Origin of the sequence: Sulfurovum iocasae, from assembly GCF_047716765.1 — a bacterium.
GTDB lineage: Bacteria > Campylobacterota > Campylobacteria > Campylobacterales > Sulfurovaceae > Sulfurovum.
The window spans coordinates 2,358,311-2,374,496 of sequence record NZ_CP180410.1 but is presented as its reverse complement, the minus strand read 5'-3'; the positions used below and the strand labels follow the sequence as shown (position 1 = coordinate 2,374,496).

At 37.0% G+C, this 16,186-nt stretch carries 11 protein-coding genes; 2 read left to right on the top strand and 9 right to left on the bottom strand.

The features are described from left to right. The first annotated feature begins 210 nt into the window (after window positions 1-210). Window positions 211-1,560, top strand: coding sequence for a class II 3-deoxy-7-phosphoheptulonate synthase (locus ACLHDG_RS11595; RefSeq protein ID WP_415406397.1), 1,350 nt, complete (start codon window positions 211-213; stop codon window positions 1,558-1,560). Between the two features lie 35 nt (window positions 1,561-1,595). Here ACLHDG_RS11595 and ACLHDG_RS11590 read toward each other — a convergent pair whose 3' ends face one another. From ACLHDG_RS11590 to ACLHDG_RS11550, 9 genes are all read right to left on the bottom strand, one after another. Continuing rightward, a complete protein-coding gene (locus tag ACLHDG_RS11590) occupies window positions 1,596-2,789 on the bottom strand; it encodes an ArsS family sensor histidine kinase (RefSeq protein ID WP_415406396.1) in 1,194 nt (397 codons plus the stop codon). Further along, window positions 2,786-3,436 carry a response regulator transcription factor gene (locus tag ACLHDG_RS11585; protein ID WP_415406395.1) on the bottom strand — a complete coding sequence of 217 codons (651 nt, stop codon included), beginning with the start codon at window positions 3,434-3,436 and terminating at the stop codon, window positions 2,786-2,788. The genes ACLHDG_RS11590 and ACLHDG_RS11585 overlap by 4 nt, the downstream gene beginning before the upstream one ends. A gap of 71 nt (window positions 3,437-3,507) precedes the next feature. Beyond that, a complete protein-coding gene (locus ACLHDG_RS11580) occupies window positions 3,508-4,842 on the bottom strand; it encodes a multiheme c-type cytochrome (RefSeq protein ID WP_415406394.1) in 1,335 nt (444 codons plus the stop codon). A gap of 10 nt (window positions 4,843-4,852) precedes the next feature. Beyond that, window positions 4,853-5,665, bottom strand: a complete 813-nt coding sequence (locus ACLHDG_RS11575; RefSeq protein ID WP_415406393.1) for a shikimate dehydrogenase — start codon at window positions 5,663-5,665, stop codon at window positions 4,853-4,855. 249 nt (window positions 5,666-5,914) lie between these two features. Next, the gene (locus ACLHDG_RS11570) at window positions 5,915-7,078 is read right to left on the bottom strand and encodes a hypothetical protein (protein ID WP_415406392.1); all 1,164 of its coding nucleotides are present in this window, start codon (window positions 7,076-7,078) and stop codon (window positions 5,915-5,917) included. Between the two features lie 10 nt (window positions 7,079-7,088). Then, the gene (locus ACLHDG_RS11565) at window positions 7,089-8,321 is read right to left on the bottom strand and encodes an Ig-like domain-containing protein (protein WP_415406391.1); all 1,233 of its coding nucleotides are present in this window, start codon (window positions 8,319-8,321) and stop codon (window positions 7,089-7,091) included. Between the two features lie 124 nt (window positions 8,322-8,445). Beyond that, window positions 8,446-9,852: an anthranilate synthase component I family protein gene (locus tag ACLHDG_RS11560; protein WP_415406390.1), complete on the bottom strand. Its 1,407-nt coding sequence runs from the start codon at window positions 9,850-9,852 to the stop codon at window positions 8,446-8,448. 8 nt (window positions 9,853-9,860) lie between these two features. Continuing rightward, window positions 9,861-10,676, bottom strand: a complete 816-nt coding sequence (locus tag ACLHDG_RS11555) for an SPOR domain-containing protein (RefSeq protein WP_415406389.1) — start codon at window positions 10,674-10,676, stop codon at window positions 9,861-9,863. 62 nt (window positions 10,677-10,738) lie between these two features. After that, a complete protein-coding gene (locus ACLHDG_RS11550; protein ID WP_415406388.1) occupies window positions 10,739-13,831 on the bottom strand; it encodes an efflux RND transporter permease subunit in 3,093 nt (1,030 codons plus the stop codon). Window positions 13,832-14,212: 381 nt separating this feature from the next. Here ACLHDG_RS11550 and ACLHDG_RS11545 point away from each other — a divergent pair, with 381 nt between their 5' ends. Beyond that, on the top strand, window positions 14,213-16,174 hold the full coding sequence (locus tag ACLHDG_RS11545) for a DUF3604 domain-containing protein (protein ID WP_415406387.1): 1,962 nt from the start codon (window positions 14,213-14,215) through the stop codon (window positions 16,172-16,174). The last annotated feature ends 12 nt before the right edge of the window (window positions 16,175-16,186 follow it).

Here is a 16,186-nt window from a genome sequence, read left to right as displayed (position 1 = left end):
TAAAACACGGGTTTCATTCTTTAATATGAGTTATTCACAACTTATTCACCATGTGAAAATACATATTTATTCTTAAATTTACCTCAAAAATATGAAAATATTTTAAATATTTTTACTATGATCTCTATTATCCATATTCTTTTCATACGTTTTAAGATATAATCTTGTCATTAATTTTCGGGCAACATAAAAGCCCACTAAGGATGTACCATGAAATGGACACCAGGTAGTTGGAGAAATTTTCCTATAAAGCAACAACCAACATATCAAGATCAAGAGCTTCTTAAAAAAGTAGAAGAAGTATTAAGCTCATACCCACCACTAATTTTTGCGGGTGAAGCAAGAAATCTTAAAGAGAAATTAGCCAAAGCCGGACGTGGTGAGGCTTTTTTACTTCAAGGTGGAGATTGTGCAGAGAGTTTTTCTGATTTTGATGCAAAAAGTATAAAGAACCTTTTTAAACTTATGCTTCAAATGAATATGATATTGATGTACAGTACAGGTAAACCAGTGCTTAAAATAGGGCGTATCGCCGGACAGTTTGCAAAACCTAGATCTTCGGACTTTGAAGAGGTAGATGGTGTTAAATTGCCAAGTTACCGTGGAGATATCATCAACGGTATGGAGTTTACAGAAGAAGCAAGAGTACCGAACCCTTACAATATGCTCAAAGCGTATAACCAATCGGCAGCAACACTTAACCTGTTACGTGCATTTTCAAGAGGTGGCTTAGCTGATCTCAATAGAGTGCATCAATGGAATCTTGATTTTATTAAAGACAATCCACTGGGTAAACGTTATGACGAGTTGAGTACTAAGATAGATCATTCAATGAAGTTTATGGCTGCCTGTGGTCTTAACAGTGATACTATGCCTCAACTTCATCAAACTACGATGTATACTTCACATGAAGCATTGCTTTTGAATTATGAAGAGGCACTGACAAGACAAGATGCAGAGACTGGTGACTGGTATGATTGTTCAGCGCATATGTTGTGGATAGGTGACAGAACGAGAGATCTTACAGAAGCACATATTGAGTACTTTAGAGGGATCCAAAATCCTATTGGTTGTAAAGTAGGGCCAAGTATGGAAGAAGATGAGCTTATAGAGCTTATCGATGCACTTAATCCTGATAACGAAGAGGGTAGACTTAATCTTATCGTTCGTATGGGTGCGAGTGAGATTAAAAAGTATTTTCCTAAACTTCTTAAACGTGTACGAGATGAAGGTAGAAATGTTGTTTGGTCTTGTGACCCTATGCATGGAAATGTTGAGAAGAGTTCAAGTGGTTTTAAAACAAGAGATTTCGATAACATTTTGAGTGAAGTAGAACAGTTCTTTGCTATCCATAAAGAGATGGGGACAGTAGCTGCCGGTATCCACTTGGAGATGACGGGTAATGATGTAACTGAGTGTACAGGAAGTACATCATGTGCTATTACCGCAGAAGGACTTGCCAGTCGTTACCACACACAATGTGATCCAAGACTCAATGCAAGTCAAGCTTTAGAACTCTCATTTATGCTTTCTGATACGATCGCAGGAACTGATAAATAATTTTATTTTAAACCTGGACTATGTAATAGTTCAGGTTAACCTACCGTGAAGATATTTTTACTCTCTTTATGTTGATAGTCCAACTCCATTTGATGAATATCTAAAATACTCTTTACAATATAAAGTCCTAAACCCAAACCTTTTTTAGAAGTATGGAAAGGCTTGAAATAGTTTTCTAACGGCTCTGTAAGGGCTTCTCCCCTGTTAATTATCTCTAGTCTATTTTCATCTATAACGACAGTGATATGTTTATCTACACTATATTTAATACCATTATCAAGTAAGTTTTTAATGACAAGGGTAAAAAGTTCAAAATCAACCTCCAGTATATAATCCTCTTTGATCTCCGTAGTGATAAGATGTTTTGGATTTTCTATCATTAGCATATCAATACTGGCTTCAAGTAAGTCACTCATCTTGTAAGGTTTGATGGTAAGTTCAAAATTTTTAGAAGTGATCTTTTCAATTTTGGCAAACTCATCTATAAGAAGATTAAGCCTCTCAAAAATACTGTGCATACGTGCTTTATTTTTCTCGTCATGGAGCATTTCACTGACTAACCGTCCTTTGGCTATAGGAGTTTTAAGTTCATGCATAATGGCACGTAAAAAGAGTTGACGTGATTGAAGTAGTTCTCGTATCATAGTAACAGCATGATCAAACTCATTGGCAACCTCTGCTATCTCATCCTGGCTATTACTTTTACACTCTATATCAAGGTTCCCTTGAGAGAATGTTTGTATCTTATTTTTGAGTTCAGACAGAGGCTTTAAACTTTTAATGATCCAGAGATAAAGAAGAATGATCAAGAGAAAAACAATTGTAAATACCATAACACGCTTGAGTGGATATTTCATCTTATTTTTATTCTCAAGTATGAGTTTAAATCTATCGTTATTGATGATGATAATTCGTTTTAAATGGTAAGTATCAACAGCATATCGTTTGAGCTTTCCTTTGTCTTTAAAGTATCGTTCTATTTGAACTTTTTTACCTTTATCTGTAATAAGCGAGATATTTTGGGCATCCAGATAGGCTTTGTCTATCTCTCCATGTTTGAGATAATACATATAAAGATAGTGTGACATAACCCTCTCTTGAACTGCAGTATGCTCCTCAAATTTGGCATGGTCGTATTTAATTGATACAGTGAATAGTATAGAAAGAAGCAGTATGGTAATAAAAAAAACTAAATTAATTTTACTGCGTAGGGAAGTGAGTCCTGTCATACGAGTTTATATCCTACACCACGTACTGCCTGGATACGTTTGTTGTCACCCAGTTTTGTTCGTATTTTAGAGATGATCACATCAAGACTTTTCCCTTGTGAGTCTATACTCATGGTTCCTGCTGTATTGATGATCTGTTCACGTGACTGGGTCATGCCTTGATGTTTTACGAGTAAAGAGAGTACTTCATACTCTGCAGGTGTTAAGGAGAGCGCTTCGCCTTTAAAGTAGATAGTATCTCCTTTCATTTCAAAATCACCTTGAGGCGCTGTCTCTTGTGGTTGTGCTTTACTGTAACGTCTGAGTAGAGAAGTGATGCGTGCATACATTTCTTTAGGATCATACGGTTTAGGAAGGTAGTCATCTGCACCAAGTGCAAGCGCATCTACCTTATCGGCAATGTCACTTCTGGCAGAGGAGATAATGATGGGGATATCATACTTCTGAACCATCTCTTCACATACTTCCAACCCATCCATCCCAGGTAAAGTAAGGTCAAGAATGAGAAGATCATACTTTTTAACACCAGCACTCAAACCCAGGTAAGGATCTTCAAAATTGGTTACTTTTATATCATATTGTGAGAGGTATTCACTCAGGAGTTCTGCAAACTCAGGATCATCTTCGATCATAAGGATATTAATCATTATCTACCTTTTTATTGATATTCTATTTTAGTCACAAAAGGTTAATTGAAGTCAAATAGATGGTTCAATTACTAAAAACTTGTATTGGATAGTTCAAGTTTTTCCCACTCAAGTTTACCCCAGTTTTTAAGATCGTCCTGCAAACTTTTCAATGTTCTGTCTTTATGGCAAGCATAACAGGCATTTGTTTCAGGTGGCATACCATATGCTTTAGTTTGTGCAGGGTAGGTAAAAGTAAACAGATGTGAACGTACAGTAAGAGGTGACTTAGCTGTATGTTTAGCTGTTTTAGGCATATGGCACTCTATACATAGAGAGCCTTTTGAGTCCGCTTTATGTTGTGTGTGATCTTCAAGCCTGTCTTGGTGTGGTCCAATGATAGAACCAAAAGAGTGACACTTCATACATGCATCATTTCCCTCAGGTTTTTTTGCTGTATTGGTCAGCTTATGAGGGTTATGACAGTTGATACAGGTAATCCCGTGTTTGTACATACGGTCATGAATATATTCATTTCCCTGTGTTCTGTTTTTCTTTGCTGCACCATTTGCCCAAAACTCTTTTGTCTCTTCTCCCGGTGAAAAAGGAGCTGGAAGTTTATAATTGATGAGTGGTTTTCCCGGTTCATATCCATCCGGGTAATCTTTAGCATCCATCCAGAGATCTTTGCTTGTTGCATCTTGTGTTTCTATGCGTTTGTCTCTATTGCGCATATGACATTGAAAGCAGACCTCATTGGTACGCATAGGGTCAGAGAGACTAGCCTTGAAGATGGCACTCTTAGGATTTTTGGCATGTTTACTTCCCGGTCCATGACAACTCTCACAAGAGATGGAGAGCTCTTCTCGTTTTCCTGTAGACATATAGCCTGTAAAGTGACACCCGTCACAGGTAGTAGATGTAGGAAACGATTTATTGTCATGAGGGTACGAGTCTTTATACCAGTAGTTATAGGGTTTAAAAGATTGCCATTTTTTGCTTTGACTGTTCCACTGATAGTTGCCCAGTCTAAAATCTTCTTTACCATTGATCTGTGCAGATATCATGTAGCGTTGTTTAAATTTACTTCCTATAGTGTAGACTGCTTGAGCAAGGGTAAAGTCAGCATCTTCAGGTAACTTGGAAAAATCAGCCACCACTGCAGAAGTGTCAGTTTTTATCTCTTGGATCATCTTGGCATGCATGGAATTTTTCCAGTCATGGTAGTTCTCTTCATGACACTCTTGACACTTCTTGGAACCTACAAAATGAGCATCTTTTTGAGACTCTGGCTGGAGGTCAAAGTTAAGTCCGATACGGGTTTTGGCAAGTTGTGTATAGTAAGGGGTGATCTTGGGGAGGTTAAGCCAGATGACGATAGATAGAAGAAGGAGAATAAGTATAATAACTGTAAGAAACTTCTTCATCATCTCAGCCTTATAACATAAATGCTTTTTTCATATGAGGTTCGATCTCTTCAAAAGAGTATTGATGGTTTGTAAAATGTTCAAATGCGATGATCCCTTGGTAAAGTAGCATATCACTGCCATCTTTAGTGGGTTTACCATATGACTTAGCAAGCTTTAAAAAAGGTGTCTCTTTTCCGTAAATGACATCAACACAGGCTTTTGCTGTCGGGATAACTTGTTTTAGTATCTCCAGTGGTGCAGGGAGTGAATCATCTTCAAGTCCCGCCGAAGTCATGTTGATAACGAGATCATATACTTTGGGCAGAGCTATATCAGATATAAAGGTGTCAAAAGTGTAGGTTTCAAAGCCTTCATCTTTATATCGTTCCAGACGACCTGAACTTCTATTGAGAAGAGTGACTTCATAACCGGCATCACGTAAAATGCTGCTTGTAGATTGTGCTGTACCTCCCGCACCTAAAAAAAGTACGGTTTTAATATCTTTAAACTCAGAGATTGCTTTTAAAAATCCTGGTGCATCGGTATTATATCCGTAGAGTTTTCCTTCTTTTTCAACTATGGTATTGACCGCACCTACCTTCTTGGCAAATGGGTCTAACTCGTCACAGGCATTATAGGCATGTTCTTTATGTGGTACGGTAATGTTGATACCTTTGAGCCCGAGATCAAAAAAAGTTTTTTTGAGTGTCGCACCATCTTCTAATAAATAACGTGTATAACATCCATCAAACCCTAATCCCTGGAAGGAGAGGTTATGCATAAGAGGTGATTTTGAATGTGAGACAGGGTTTCCAAAGATGGCAAAGAGTTGTTTTGGCATATTTTAGTTTCCTAAAGTAATATATTTTTCTTGTTCCCATGCTCAGCGTGGGAATGCATACATAGATTTAAACTTTAATCATAAGTTCATATCACTATTAGGTGAGAACCAAATGGTTGATATTATTATACCACCTAGCGGTGGATTTAACCTTTTCTTTATTCTGAAGTGATGTCTGCATTCCCAATCAGGAGCTTGGGAACAAGTCGAAATTCTCTTAGACTATATGTTTATAACTCTTAAAAATGGTCACTTCAATGCATTCTCGACTAAATCATATAATTCACCACTGAGAGAAAGAGTAGTACACTTTCCATTATGTAAAACATGGTGTGTTGTACCTTTACGTTGTTCAAGTACATCTTTATATAAAGCACCGGGTTTCCAGCTACAAGAGGTTCCAGTCCCATAGGTACAGCTGGAAAATGCAGTATTTGGACTTAAACGATATGTGGGTGAACCACAAGTTAGCTCATTGTTGCTATCCCGTGTGGCATCATACGTCTCAAGTGCTATAGTGTCTAAAAGGTCGTGATATCGAGGGAAAGTATTTGTTGTAAATGCATATACCTCCAAAGTGTCAACGTCATATATCTTCATATATACTGCTTCATATACTAAACAACTGGTAGTCTGCATGAGATTATCATAAGCATTTTTTACATGAAGGGCTATTTTTGTACGAGCTTCAAATGAACTCCCAAGATATACATTGATAAAATTATGACCTATACCATCAACATTACCAGAAAGTGCACCCTGAACCCTATTGATAACAAAATCATTTCTTGTAGTCACATAAGGTGCTGTCTGATTTGGCTTCATTACATGATTGGCAGGTGTTCCTACTGAAATCATACGAAATTTCTTTTTTTGTTCTGTAGTAAGCATAGTGTATATTTTATTACCCATTAAATTACCTTGAGAATGTGCAACCAGTAAAAGATTATGTTTTTGGGAAAAACTAGAATTATTATAGGCGTTATAGATACCTTGTGCATCTCCTTCATATCTGGAAATAATTTCTTTATACTTTTCAACAAGTCCATTAAGACCAAGATCTACAGTAAGAAGATTTAATATAAATGTAAAATATCCCTCTGATATTTGCCCACTCTCTTTAAGTTGATAATAGGTCTCAAGCATATCATCTCTGAGTCCATAAGATGGATTGTATACATATTTGAACTGATAATCTTGCCCATTTTTTTGAGGGTCAAGAAGTGTTGCTGGATCTCCCCAATGGAGCATGAACTCTTTTAGTGCTTTCATATTTTTTCTAGCATCACTGGGCTTTCCATTGATACTCGTATCACTAGTATTGACTCCATTCAGCGTATAGATATCGGTCATACATGGTTTAGCATAAAGTGCCACTAAACTTAAAGTTATAAATAATATAATTCTTTTCATCATCTATCTTTTATGGCAGTAGATCAATATCTGTATCGCAGTTATTAACAGTTTCTTGTGTATCTGTAAAAACACGAATGCCTAAATTTTTGTTGAACTGAAAATAGGTTTTTAAACGTTCTTTAGTGTTAAATACTTTATCTTGTAGTTTTGCAAGATATTTATCCATTGAGATATAAGATTCATTAAAAGGTATTTGTTTTGAACGGATATAGTATGCCCAGCAATCAATTCCTCTGTTAACTGCATCAATAGGTATATCATTCGTATTATTAACATCAGAAAGATTAAGCTGATAAGCTTTTGCTTGCTGCATCGCAATCACCCTCTCAATCTCAGGATGATGATATGTAGGCATATCTTTATATATCCATCGTTCTACTTCATCCCGTACACCGTTATTGTTTTTATCTACTCCAAGCAGTGTTGCATCTGGATCTTGAGGTTTATGTGGAAGAAGATGTCCTTCTATCATCTCATACACTTCTACTGTTATAGTTATATTTTTACCACCATAACTGACTTCAAGTGTTGTACTTCCTTCTTTGAAAGTGCTAACCAAACCTTTATCTACATCTGCTACTGAACTGTCACTGCTTGTATAAGTGGCTTTTTGTGTGATATCTTCACTGTTATTGTTATCATACGTAGCAGTGATGCTTAGTTGTGTACTGTTATGTTCAGAGAGTTCTATGAGCGTTTGACTTGCAATAATAGATGTGACTTTTGGTGCATCATCTTTGACTTCAAACATATACTTAATTGCTTTAGTTTTAGTGTGTTTTTGTAGGTCACAAACATATTGACAGAGTGGACAATCATTTATGTCATCATACACAAGACCACAAAGCCAAGCTATAAACTTTTGCCATTTAGTTTTTGGCTTTATTTCATTTGTGTCAGGATCTTTTAGTTTTAAAGATTTTATTTTAATATCATAAACACCTTTTTCTAGTTGCTGCTGTGGTGAAAAAACTAAAGTGTTTTTGTTCACTACAGATATATTACCTTTTATCTTATGTTTACTCGGTTCTTTTTGTTTAAGCGTAATAGTATGAGGTTTGATAGAGTTTTCAACTATAGTACTGTCGAAAGTAAAAGAGAGTGTAGTGTTTGGTGGAACATTGTCATCATTTAGACTTGGAATTGTACTCACAAGATGTGGCTGTGAAAGACCATCTCCTGCATACAAGATAGTAGCTCCAAAGAGCAGCATAACTATAATTTTGTAAAACTTTTTCATATTTTATCTCCCTTAAGAAAAAATTTATTTTTAGAGTATAGCGAAATATAGGGAGAGGATGTCAAGAGTGAAAGTAGATTTAAGTTTACACCTTTAAAACAGCACATATGATGCTGTTTGAATTCTAAAGCGTTTCCATCTCTTTAAGCGTAGCGAGCAGGGCAGCAAGTTTGTTTTTTACTTCAAGGTACTCAAGTTCCGGTATGGAGTCAGCTACTACTCCAGCACCTGCTTGAAGGGTAATGCTGTCTGGTTTTATGAGAGAAGTTCTTATGGCAATGGCTGAGTCCATGTTTCCGTCAAAAGAGAAATAACCTACCGACCCGGAGTAGAAACCACGTTTAAGTCCTTCAAATTCTGCGATGAGCTCCATGGCTTTGATCTTTGGTGCACCTGTCATCGTTCCTGCAGTGAATGTTGCGGCAAAAAGGTCAAACATGTCTTTTCCCTCTTCCAGTAAGGCTTCAACATCAGAGACCATATGCATCACATGCGAGTATTTCTCTACACGCATCATATCTGTGACTTTAACGGTACCTGTCTGTGCTACACGACCTACATCGTTTCGACCCAAGTCTATAAGCATCAAATGCTCTGCACACTCTTTAGGATCACCTAACATTTCAAGTTCCAGCTCTTTATCACGTTTTGCATTCTTACCGCGTTTACGCGTACCGGCGATAGGGCGAAGGAGTATTTCACCTTCTGTAAGTCTTACCATTACTTCGGGAGAAGAACCACAGATAGAGAAATCTTCATAGTCTAGCAAGAAAAGATATGGAGAAGGGTTTTTAGAACGTAATACCCTATAGAAACTCAGAGGATCGATCTTCCCTTTTTGGGTGTATCTGTTTGAAAGGAGAATTTGAAAGATATCACCCGAACGGATACTCTCTTTAGACTCATCAACAAGAGTTTTAAAACACTCTTCATCGATACTGAAACTTCCTTCACCCTCAAGTTCTACAGCTTTAAGTGACATTGGAGTACAAGAATCATGCAAAATATTTTCTATGGATTCAAGTCCATTTTGCATAGAGTCATCATTTAAAATGAGTGTAAGTTTTGCATTTTTATGAGAATAGGCAATGATGATCTTGGGACGTACGAGATCAAGGTCAGGTGTACCCAGTGGATCTAAAAGGTTGTCCATACTCTCTTCAAGTACAGGTTCAAATACTTTCACCATATCATAAGCGATAAAACCTATAAAACCATCGACAAAAGAGAATCCTACTTCTAAAGCTTTTTCTTTATAGTCTGCTTTATCAACAGAGGCATAATAAGACTTTAAAAAGCTAAAAGGGTCTTCTTCCAAGGTTTTTTTAGTTCCTGATGTATTTGTATAGGTTGTTGTTTTATCTTTATAGCTTAGACGCTCTTGTGCCCCTATGGTAATGAAAGAGAAGTTCCCCTCACTTGTATTGAGCACACTCTCAAAGAGCATAGTCACTTCATCAGGGAAAAGTGCTTTGATCTTTCCGTAAAGAGCGACAGGTGTCAGTTGGTCAAAGAGAATTGTTTTATGCATAATGAAACTTACTTTTTAACCACAAAGGCACTTTTATTGATACGGTCTCTTACTCGTACAAGAGCTGCATCAACAGATTTTCTATCTTTATATGGTCCGATAAGCAGTTTTTTTGTCCCTGAACTTGTTGGAGATGTGATCTTATAGTTAAAACCACTATTCTTAATGATACTTAGGAATTGTGAACTAGGTGTTTGTGTAAATGAACCTACTTGAATGTAGTAAGTTTGTGATGTAACAGGCTTTGGAGCTGGAACATTCACAGGTTTTCCGGTTGGACGTTCTTTTGCTTTTTCTATGATTTGTGTTGGAACAGGTTTTGCCACTTCTGCTACTTCCTTTTTTGCCTCTTCTTTCTTCATCGCAGCTTTTTTTGCATCAGCTTTTTCTTTTTCAACTCTAGCTTTTCTGATTTCTGCATATTCTTGCTGTAGTTTTTCTTCTTCAGCTTCTGTCTTCACTTCAGGTTGCTTAGGTACTTGAACAACTTCTTTTGTTATCTCCACTGTTTCTTTAGCAACTTCTTCTACCGGAGCAGGACTCTTAAGTGCATTCTCTATAATATTTGAAAGTTCCGGTTCTTTTTTTGCCGGTTTAGGTTCAGCAGCACTTTGCAGTGTAAGCTCTGGACTGATCATCTCTGTGTTATTCTCTTCAAAAGCCATTTTATCCGCATTTGGATCCTTGAGTATGATCTTTGTAAGGATAATTGCTACGATCAAAACAACGATCAGTAATGCAATAATAGTTAAAAAACTCTTTGTTTTAGCGTTTTTAGGTTCGATATTATCGATGATTAGGTCATCTAAATTGTGATCATTCATAAGGGGAAGGGCTCCAAATTTTATTTTGAAGTGATTATATCATATTTATTTATATTAAAACTTTATATTCCCAACCTTTTTTGATTGAGAATGGTGTATAGTACAGGAAGGTAGAGTAGATTTAGTACAGTTCCCCATGCAAGTCCAAAGGCCAATGCTATCGCCATAGGTTGGAAAATGGCAGCTTGTCCTGTCGGGAAAAAGACAAGAGAACTTAGACCAATGAGTGTAGTAACCGAAGTGAGTATAATAGGTCTGAACCTTTTGGAGGCATAGAAGAAGATCTCCTTCATATTGTTTGCTTTTTTAAGATTCATGACCATGATGATACCATCGTTGATAACAACTCCGGAGAGACCAAGCATACCGATGATAGAAGGCATGGAGAGGTTAATTCCAAGTGCAAAGTGACCGATGAGAACACCTAAAAAAGCAAAAGGAATCACAGACATCATCATAAAAGTCTCTCTAAAAGAGTTGAAAAGATAGAGAAGTGAGAGCATGATGAGAAGCATCGCAACCCCGCTGGCTGCCATCATGTCACTCTTAAGCTCTTTTTTCTTCTCCTCTTCTCCTTTAAGGATGATCTTTATACCATCTTTTTTTGCTTCTTCTAAAATGGAGTCTATTTGCTCAAGTGTTTCGGTAGCGGTAATTTTTTTACTATCCACATTGGCATAGATATAAAAATTCTTCTCACCACTATCTTTGATGATCTTTTCAAAAGATTTGATCACATTAAAGTGAACCACATCTTTGAGTGCAACAAATTGGTTATCATCAAGTTTGATCTGGAAGTTTTTGAGTACATCCAGAGAATCTTTTTGTACAGATCGGATTTTTAATTCCAGCAGGTCACTGCTATCAAAAGCAAACCCTATTTTTCTTTCTAGATAAAAATTAGAGAGGAGTATTCCTAGCTTTTGTTCACTCAAACCTAGAGATTCACCATAAGAGTTGACTTGAAGTTTGATCTCATCTACACCATAGTTCATAGCATCGTTGACGGAGACTATTCCATCGATATGACGAAGTGCATCTTTCATTTTTTCTGCATAGAGTATCACCTTTTGATTGTCATCTGAGACAAGTCCTATCTTAAGGTCAGACTTAATGGGCCCTACTTTACGCTCTACAATGGCAAGATCAGAGAGGTTGAATTTCTCTTTATATTTTTGTGTTTCTAAAAAGTGACGTAACTCTTTTGCAATAATAACTGATTTATCTTCCCTTGTACGTCCCTCTTCATCATAATAAAAACTAAGTGTAGGAGTGATGAACTTATCTACAAAATTCTGTGCTTTGAGCTTTTGCAGTTCAATGGTGATCTGTCCCACATAAGGATAGGTCTCAGAGTTTCCTGCACTGTCTCTTCTCCAACCGGAAACAGAACCTACATGTGAGATAAAGAACTGGTCTTTTCTTTCATAAAGATCTTTTTCGATGGCTTTAAGGTACTCGATCGTCTCTTCTGTTTTAGTATTGACATTTGCTTTGAGCGTAATATTGACGGTAGTTGAATCAAATTGAGGAAACATTTGGAACTTACTGGCTTTTATACCCATCACGATAAAGAGCGGAACCAAAATAATAAAAAGTAGTAAAAAAGTCTTTTTGTATCGCATAAAAAAGTGGATGATCCAACTATAGAATCGATTGACACTTTCCCATGATGTGGTTTTTTGTTCTTTGTTTAAGACGTGTGCTGCATGAATGGGTAAAAAGAGAAAAGATTCTATCAGGGAAGCTAAAACAAGTACAGAAACAGCAATGGGTATGAGTTTGATCACTTCTCCCATGGTTCCGCTCATCATAAGAGCAGGGATGAAGGCAAAAAGTGTTGTCAGTGAAGCGATGGTAACAGGCTTAAACATCTCTTTCGCCCCAAGAATAGCGGCTTCTTTAGGTTCCAGTCCCTCTTCGATATGCTGCTGAATATTTTCACTTACTACAATAGCATCATCGACGATGATACCCAGTGCGATGAGTACACCGATCAGTGAGATCATATTGATGGAATACCCTGCAAGATAGAGATAAATAGCACCCATCACAAAAGAGGTAGGGATACCCAAAGAGATGATGAAAGACATTCTTTTGTTGATTAAAAGTGCTACCAACAGACCAATCAAAATAAGCCCCAAGAGTATATTTGAAATGACAATATTAAGACGATCTTTAATCGCTTCAGATCTATCATCATGAATGGTATAGGTGATGTTTTTGCTTGTCAGGTTACTTTGGTCTACGAGGGCTATAATAGCTTTTGAAAGCTCTAAAGCATTTCCTATGCTGCTTTGTTTGACAGAAAGATCTACCGCATGTTTGGTATCGATAGAATACATGGTAGCTGTATCTTCATAGCGTTTGGAAACGGTGGCGATATCTTTGAGATAGAGTGTTTTATCGGAAACTTTGATGCGACTTTGAAGCATTTTATCAGCATCTTTAGGACCATTATAGGTTGAGATAAAATAGTGCCCATTTTTACTATCTTCAATGGTACCTATAGGAAAGATATAAGAAAGTCCGGATAGTGTAGTAACAACACTATTCTCATCTAGACCTAATGCACGAATTTTTTCACTATTGAGGCGGATATCATAATATTTGTCTGAATCACCAAAAATAGAGACTTCTGAAATGTTTTTCAGTATCGTGATTTTGTCTTTCAGTACATTGGCAGCCTCTATCAATTCATCATGGGAGACTTTATCGGATGAAACAGCAATACGCATGAGATCTCGTTTGATCTCTAAAACTTTAACGCTTGGCTCATCCATATCACTTGGAAGATATTGTTTGGTCAGGGTAATGGCATCCTTGACTTTATCTGCAGTGTTGTATTTGTCTACTCTTTTTTCCAGTTCTAAAATAATATTAAATTTACCCGCAGAAATGACAGTTGCCATTTTGTCAATGCCATCTATATTCTTGAGTTCAGTTTCTATCTCTTTAACAGCCATTTTATCAAGCATATCAATGGAAGACCCGGCATAGTATCCGTTAACAGAAACCATATCAAGTTCAAAAGAGGGGAAGATCTCTTTAGGAGTTTTGGTATAAAGTACTACACCGGTGATGAAAACTAAGATAAAAAGAAAATAGTTCAATCTACTATTATTAACAAAAAATCTTAATATATTTTCAAACATCTTTATCCATTTTTTATTTTAAAAGTTATTGTATCGTATATATGATAACGGATACTGATATATCATGAAGAACACTTTGGAGTGTATGTTTTCTTTAATACTTTTCATTATAAAACCTACTATATAGACTATTTTATAAGGTTTTATATACTTGGTTACATATTTATGGTCTCTAAACGTCGTTACAACGATAAACGTTATAAAATATGTTAGATTATAAGGTTTTAGAAGTGTATGAAATAATCTCTCACAATAAATGAAAGGGTCAACAGTTTCATAATTTTATTTTATTATATATTATTTGTATTTCAAATTGATATTTAAAATTTAATCTGCTAGAATAGAAAGTAGACATAATTTTATTAGCAAAAGGATAGAAACATGCGTAACATATCAAATCCATTCTCTAAGCGAAACCATATTTCAGTAGTACTCTCTCTTGCATTGGCATTATCTCAAGGTGCATTTGCTTCTGGTGGAGGTATCGTTACTGATGATCCTTCTTCTCTCTATGCTGGTGAGAAAAAGCAGACATATTCTCCTTATGCAGAGCGTCATTTCCCTGATCGTCCGATGTGGGGAGATACACACCTGCATACCTCTATCTCTTTTGATGCAGGCGCTTTTGGTGCAACCCTTTTACCACCTGATGCTTACAAATTTGCTAAAGGTCAAGAGGTTATCTCTTCTACAGGTCAGCCTGTGAGACTCTCTCGTCCTTTGGACTTTTTGGTAGTTACGGACCACTCTGACAATATGGGTTTCTTCCCCAAGTTAAAGGATGGAGCACCTTATGTGATGGCAAGCGAAAAGGGACGTAAATGGAACGCAATGATAAATGAGGGAGGTCAGCAAAGCGTGAAGGCTGCTGCTGAGATGATTGCTGCCTTTTCACAAGATAAATTTCCCAAAGAGTTATCAGCGTTACCTGGTACAAGTGTTTACCGCAATACATGGGATAACATCATCAATGCTGCTGAAGATGCCAATGATCCAGGTCACTTTACAGCTTTTATAGGGTATGAATGGACCTCTTTGATTAAAGGTAAAAACCTACACCGCAATATCATCTACCGTGATGGTGCGACTAGAGCTAAACTTATGGAACCTTTTACTGCTACAGCACCACTAGGAAGTACAAACCCTGTAGATCTATGGAAATGGATGGATAGATACGAAGAAAAAACTGCCGGACAGGTTTTAGCCATCGCACACAATGGTAACTTGAGTAATGCACTTATGTTCCCTGAGACCAAAGCCTTTGGAACTAAAATAGGCAAAGAGTATGTAGAGGCACGTGCAAAGCGTGAAAGACTTTATGAAGCAACACAGATCAAAGGGGATGGTGAAGCGCATCCTTTCTTGTCTCCCAATGATGAGTTTGCTGATTATGGTACATGGGACCAGGGTAACCTTGACTTGTCTGAGTTAAAAACAGATGATATGTTAAAACATGAGTATGCTCGTTCTGCACTAAAACTTGGACTAAGAATGGAAAAAAATCTAGGGACCAACCCCTATAAATTTGGTTTGATCGGTTCAACTGACAGTCACACAGGTTTAGCAACAGCACAAGAAGATAATTTCTATGGTAAACATTCTGGTGGAGAACCTGGACCAGACAGATACAAACACCCTATGGCAAAAATGGGAGATCTTGAGTATGCAGGGTATTCTCCATTGGCTTCTGGTTATGCAGCGGTATGGGCAGAAGAAAATACACGTGAGTCTATCTTTGATGCGATGCAGCGTAAAGAGACTTATGCAACTACGGGAAGCCGCATGACTGTACGTTTCTTTGGTGGTTGGGAGTTTACAAAAGATGATCTTCATACCCGTCTACCTGCAAAAATAGGATATGCTAAAGGTACTCCGATGGGTGGAGATTTAGCAACAGTACCTGAGGGTAAAAAAGCACCTAGCTTCCTTGTGGCTGCTATGAAAGATCCTTTGAGTGGTAACCTTGACCGCATTCAGATCATTAAAGGATGGATGGACAGTAAAGATGAACTACATGAAAAAGTGTATGATGTAGCATGGTCAGATAACCGTAAACCAGATGCCAAAGGTAAATTACCATCTGTTGGTAATACTGTAGATGTTGCTAAAGCAACCTGGACAAATACGATTGGTGATCCTGAACTTATTACTGTATGGACTGACCCTGATTTTGATGCAACGCAAAGTGCATTTTACTATGTTAGAGTGATTGAGATTCCAACACCAAGATGGACTGCATATGAATCTAAATATTACAATATCACTATGCCAAAGAAAGTACCTATGATAACAACAGAACGTGCATATACTTCACCAATCTGGTATACACCTAAGAAAAAATAATTTATAATCAAT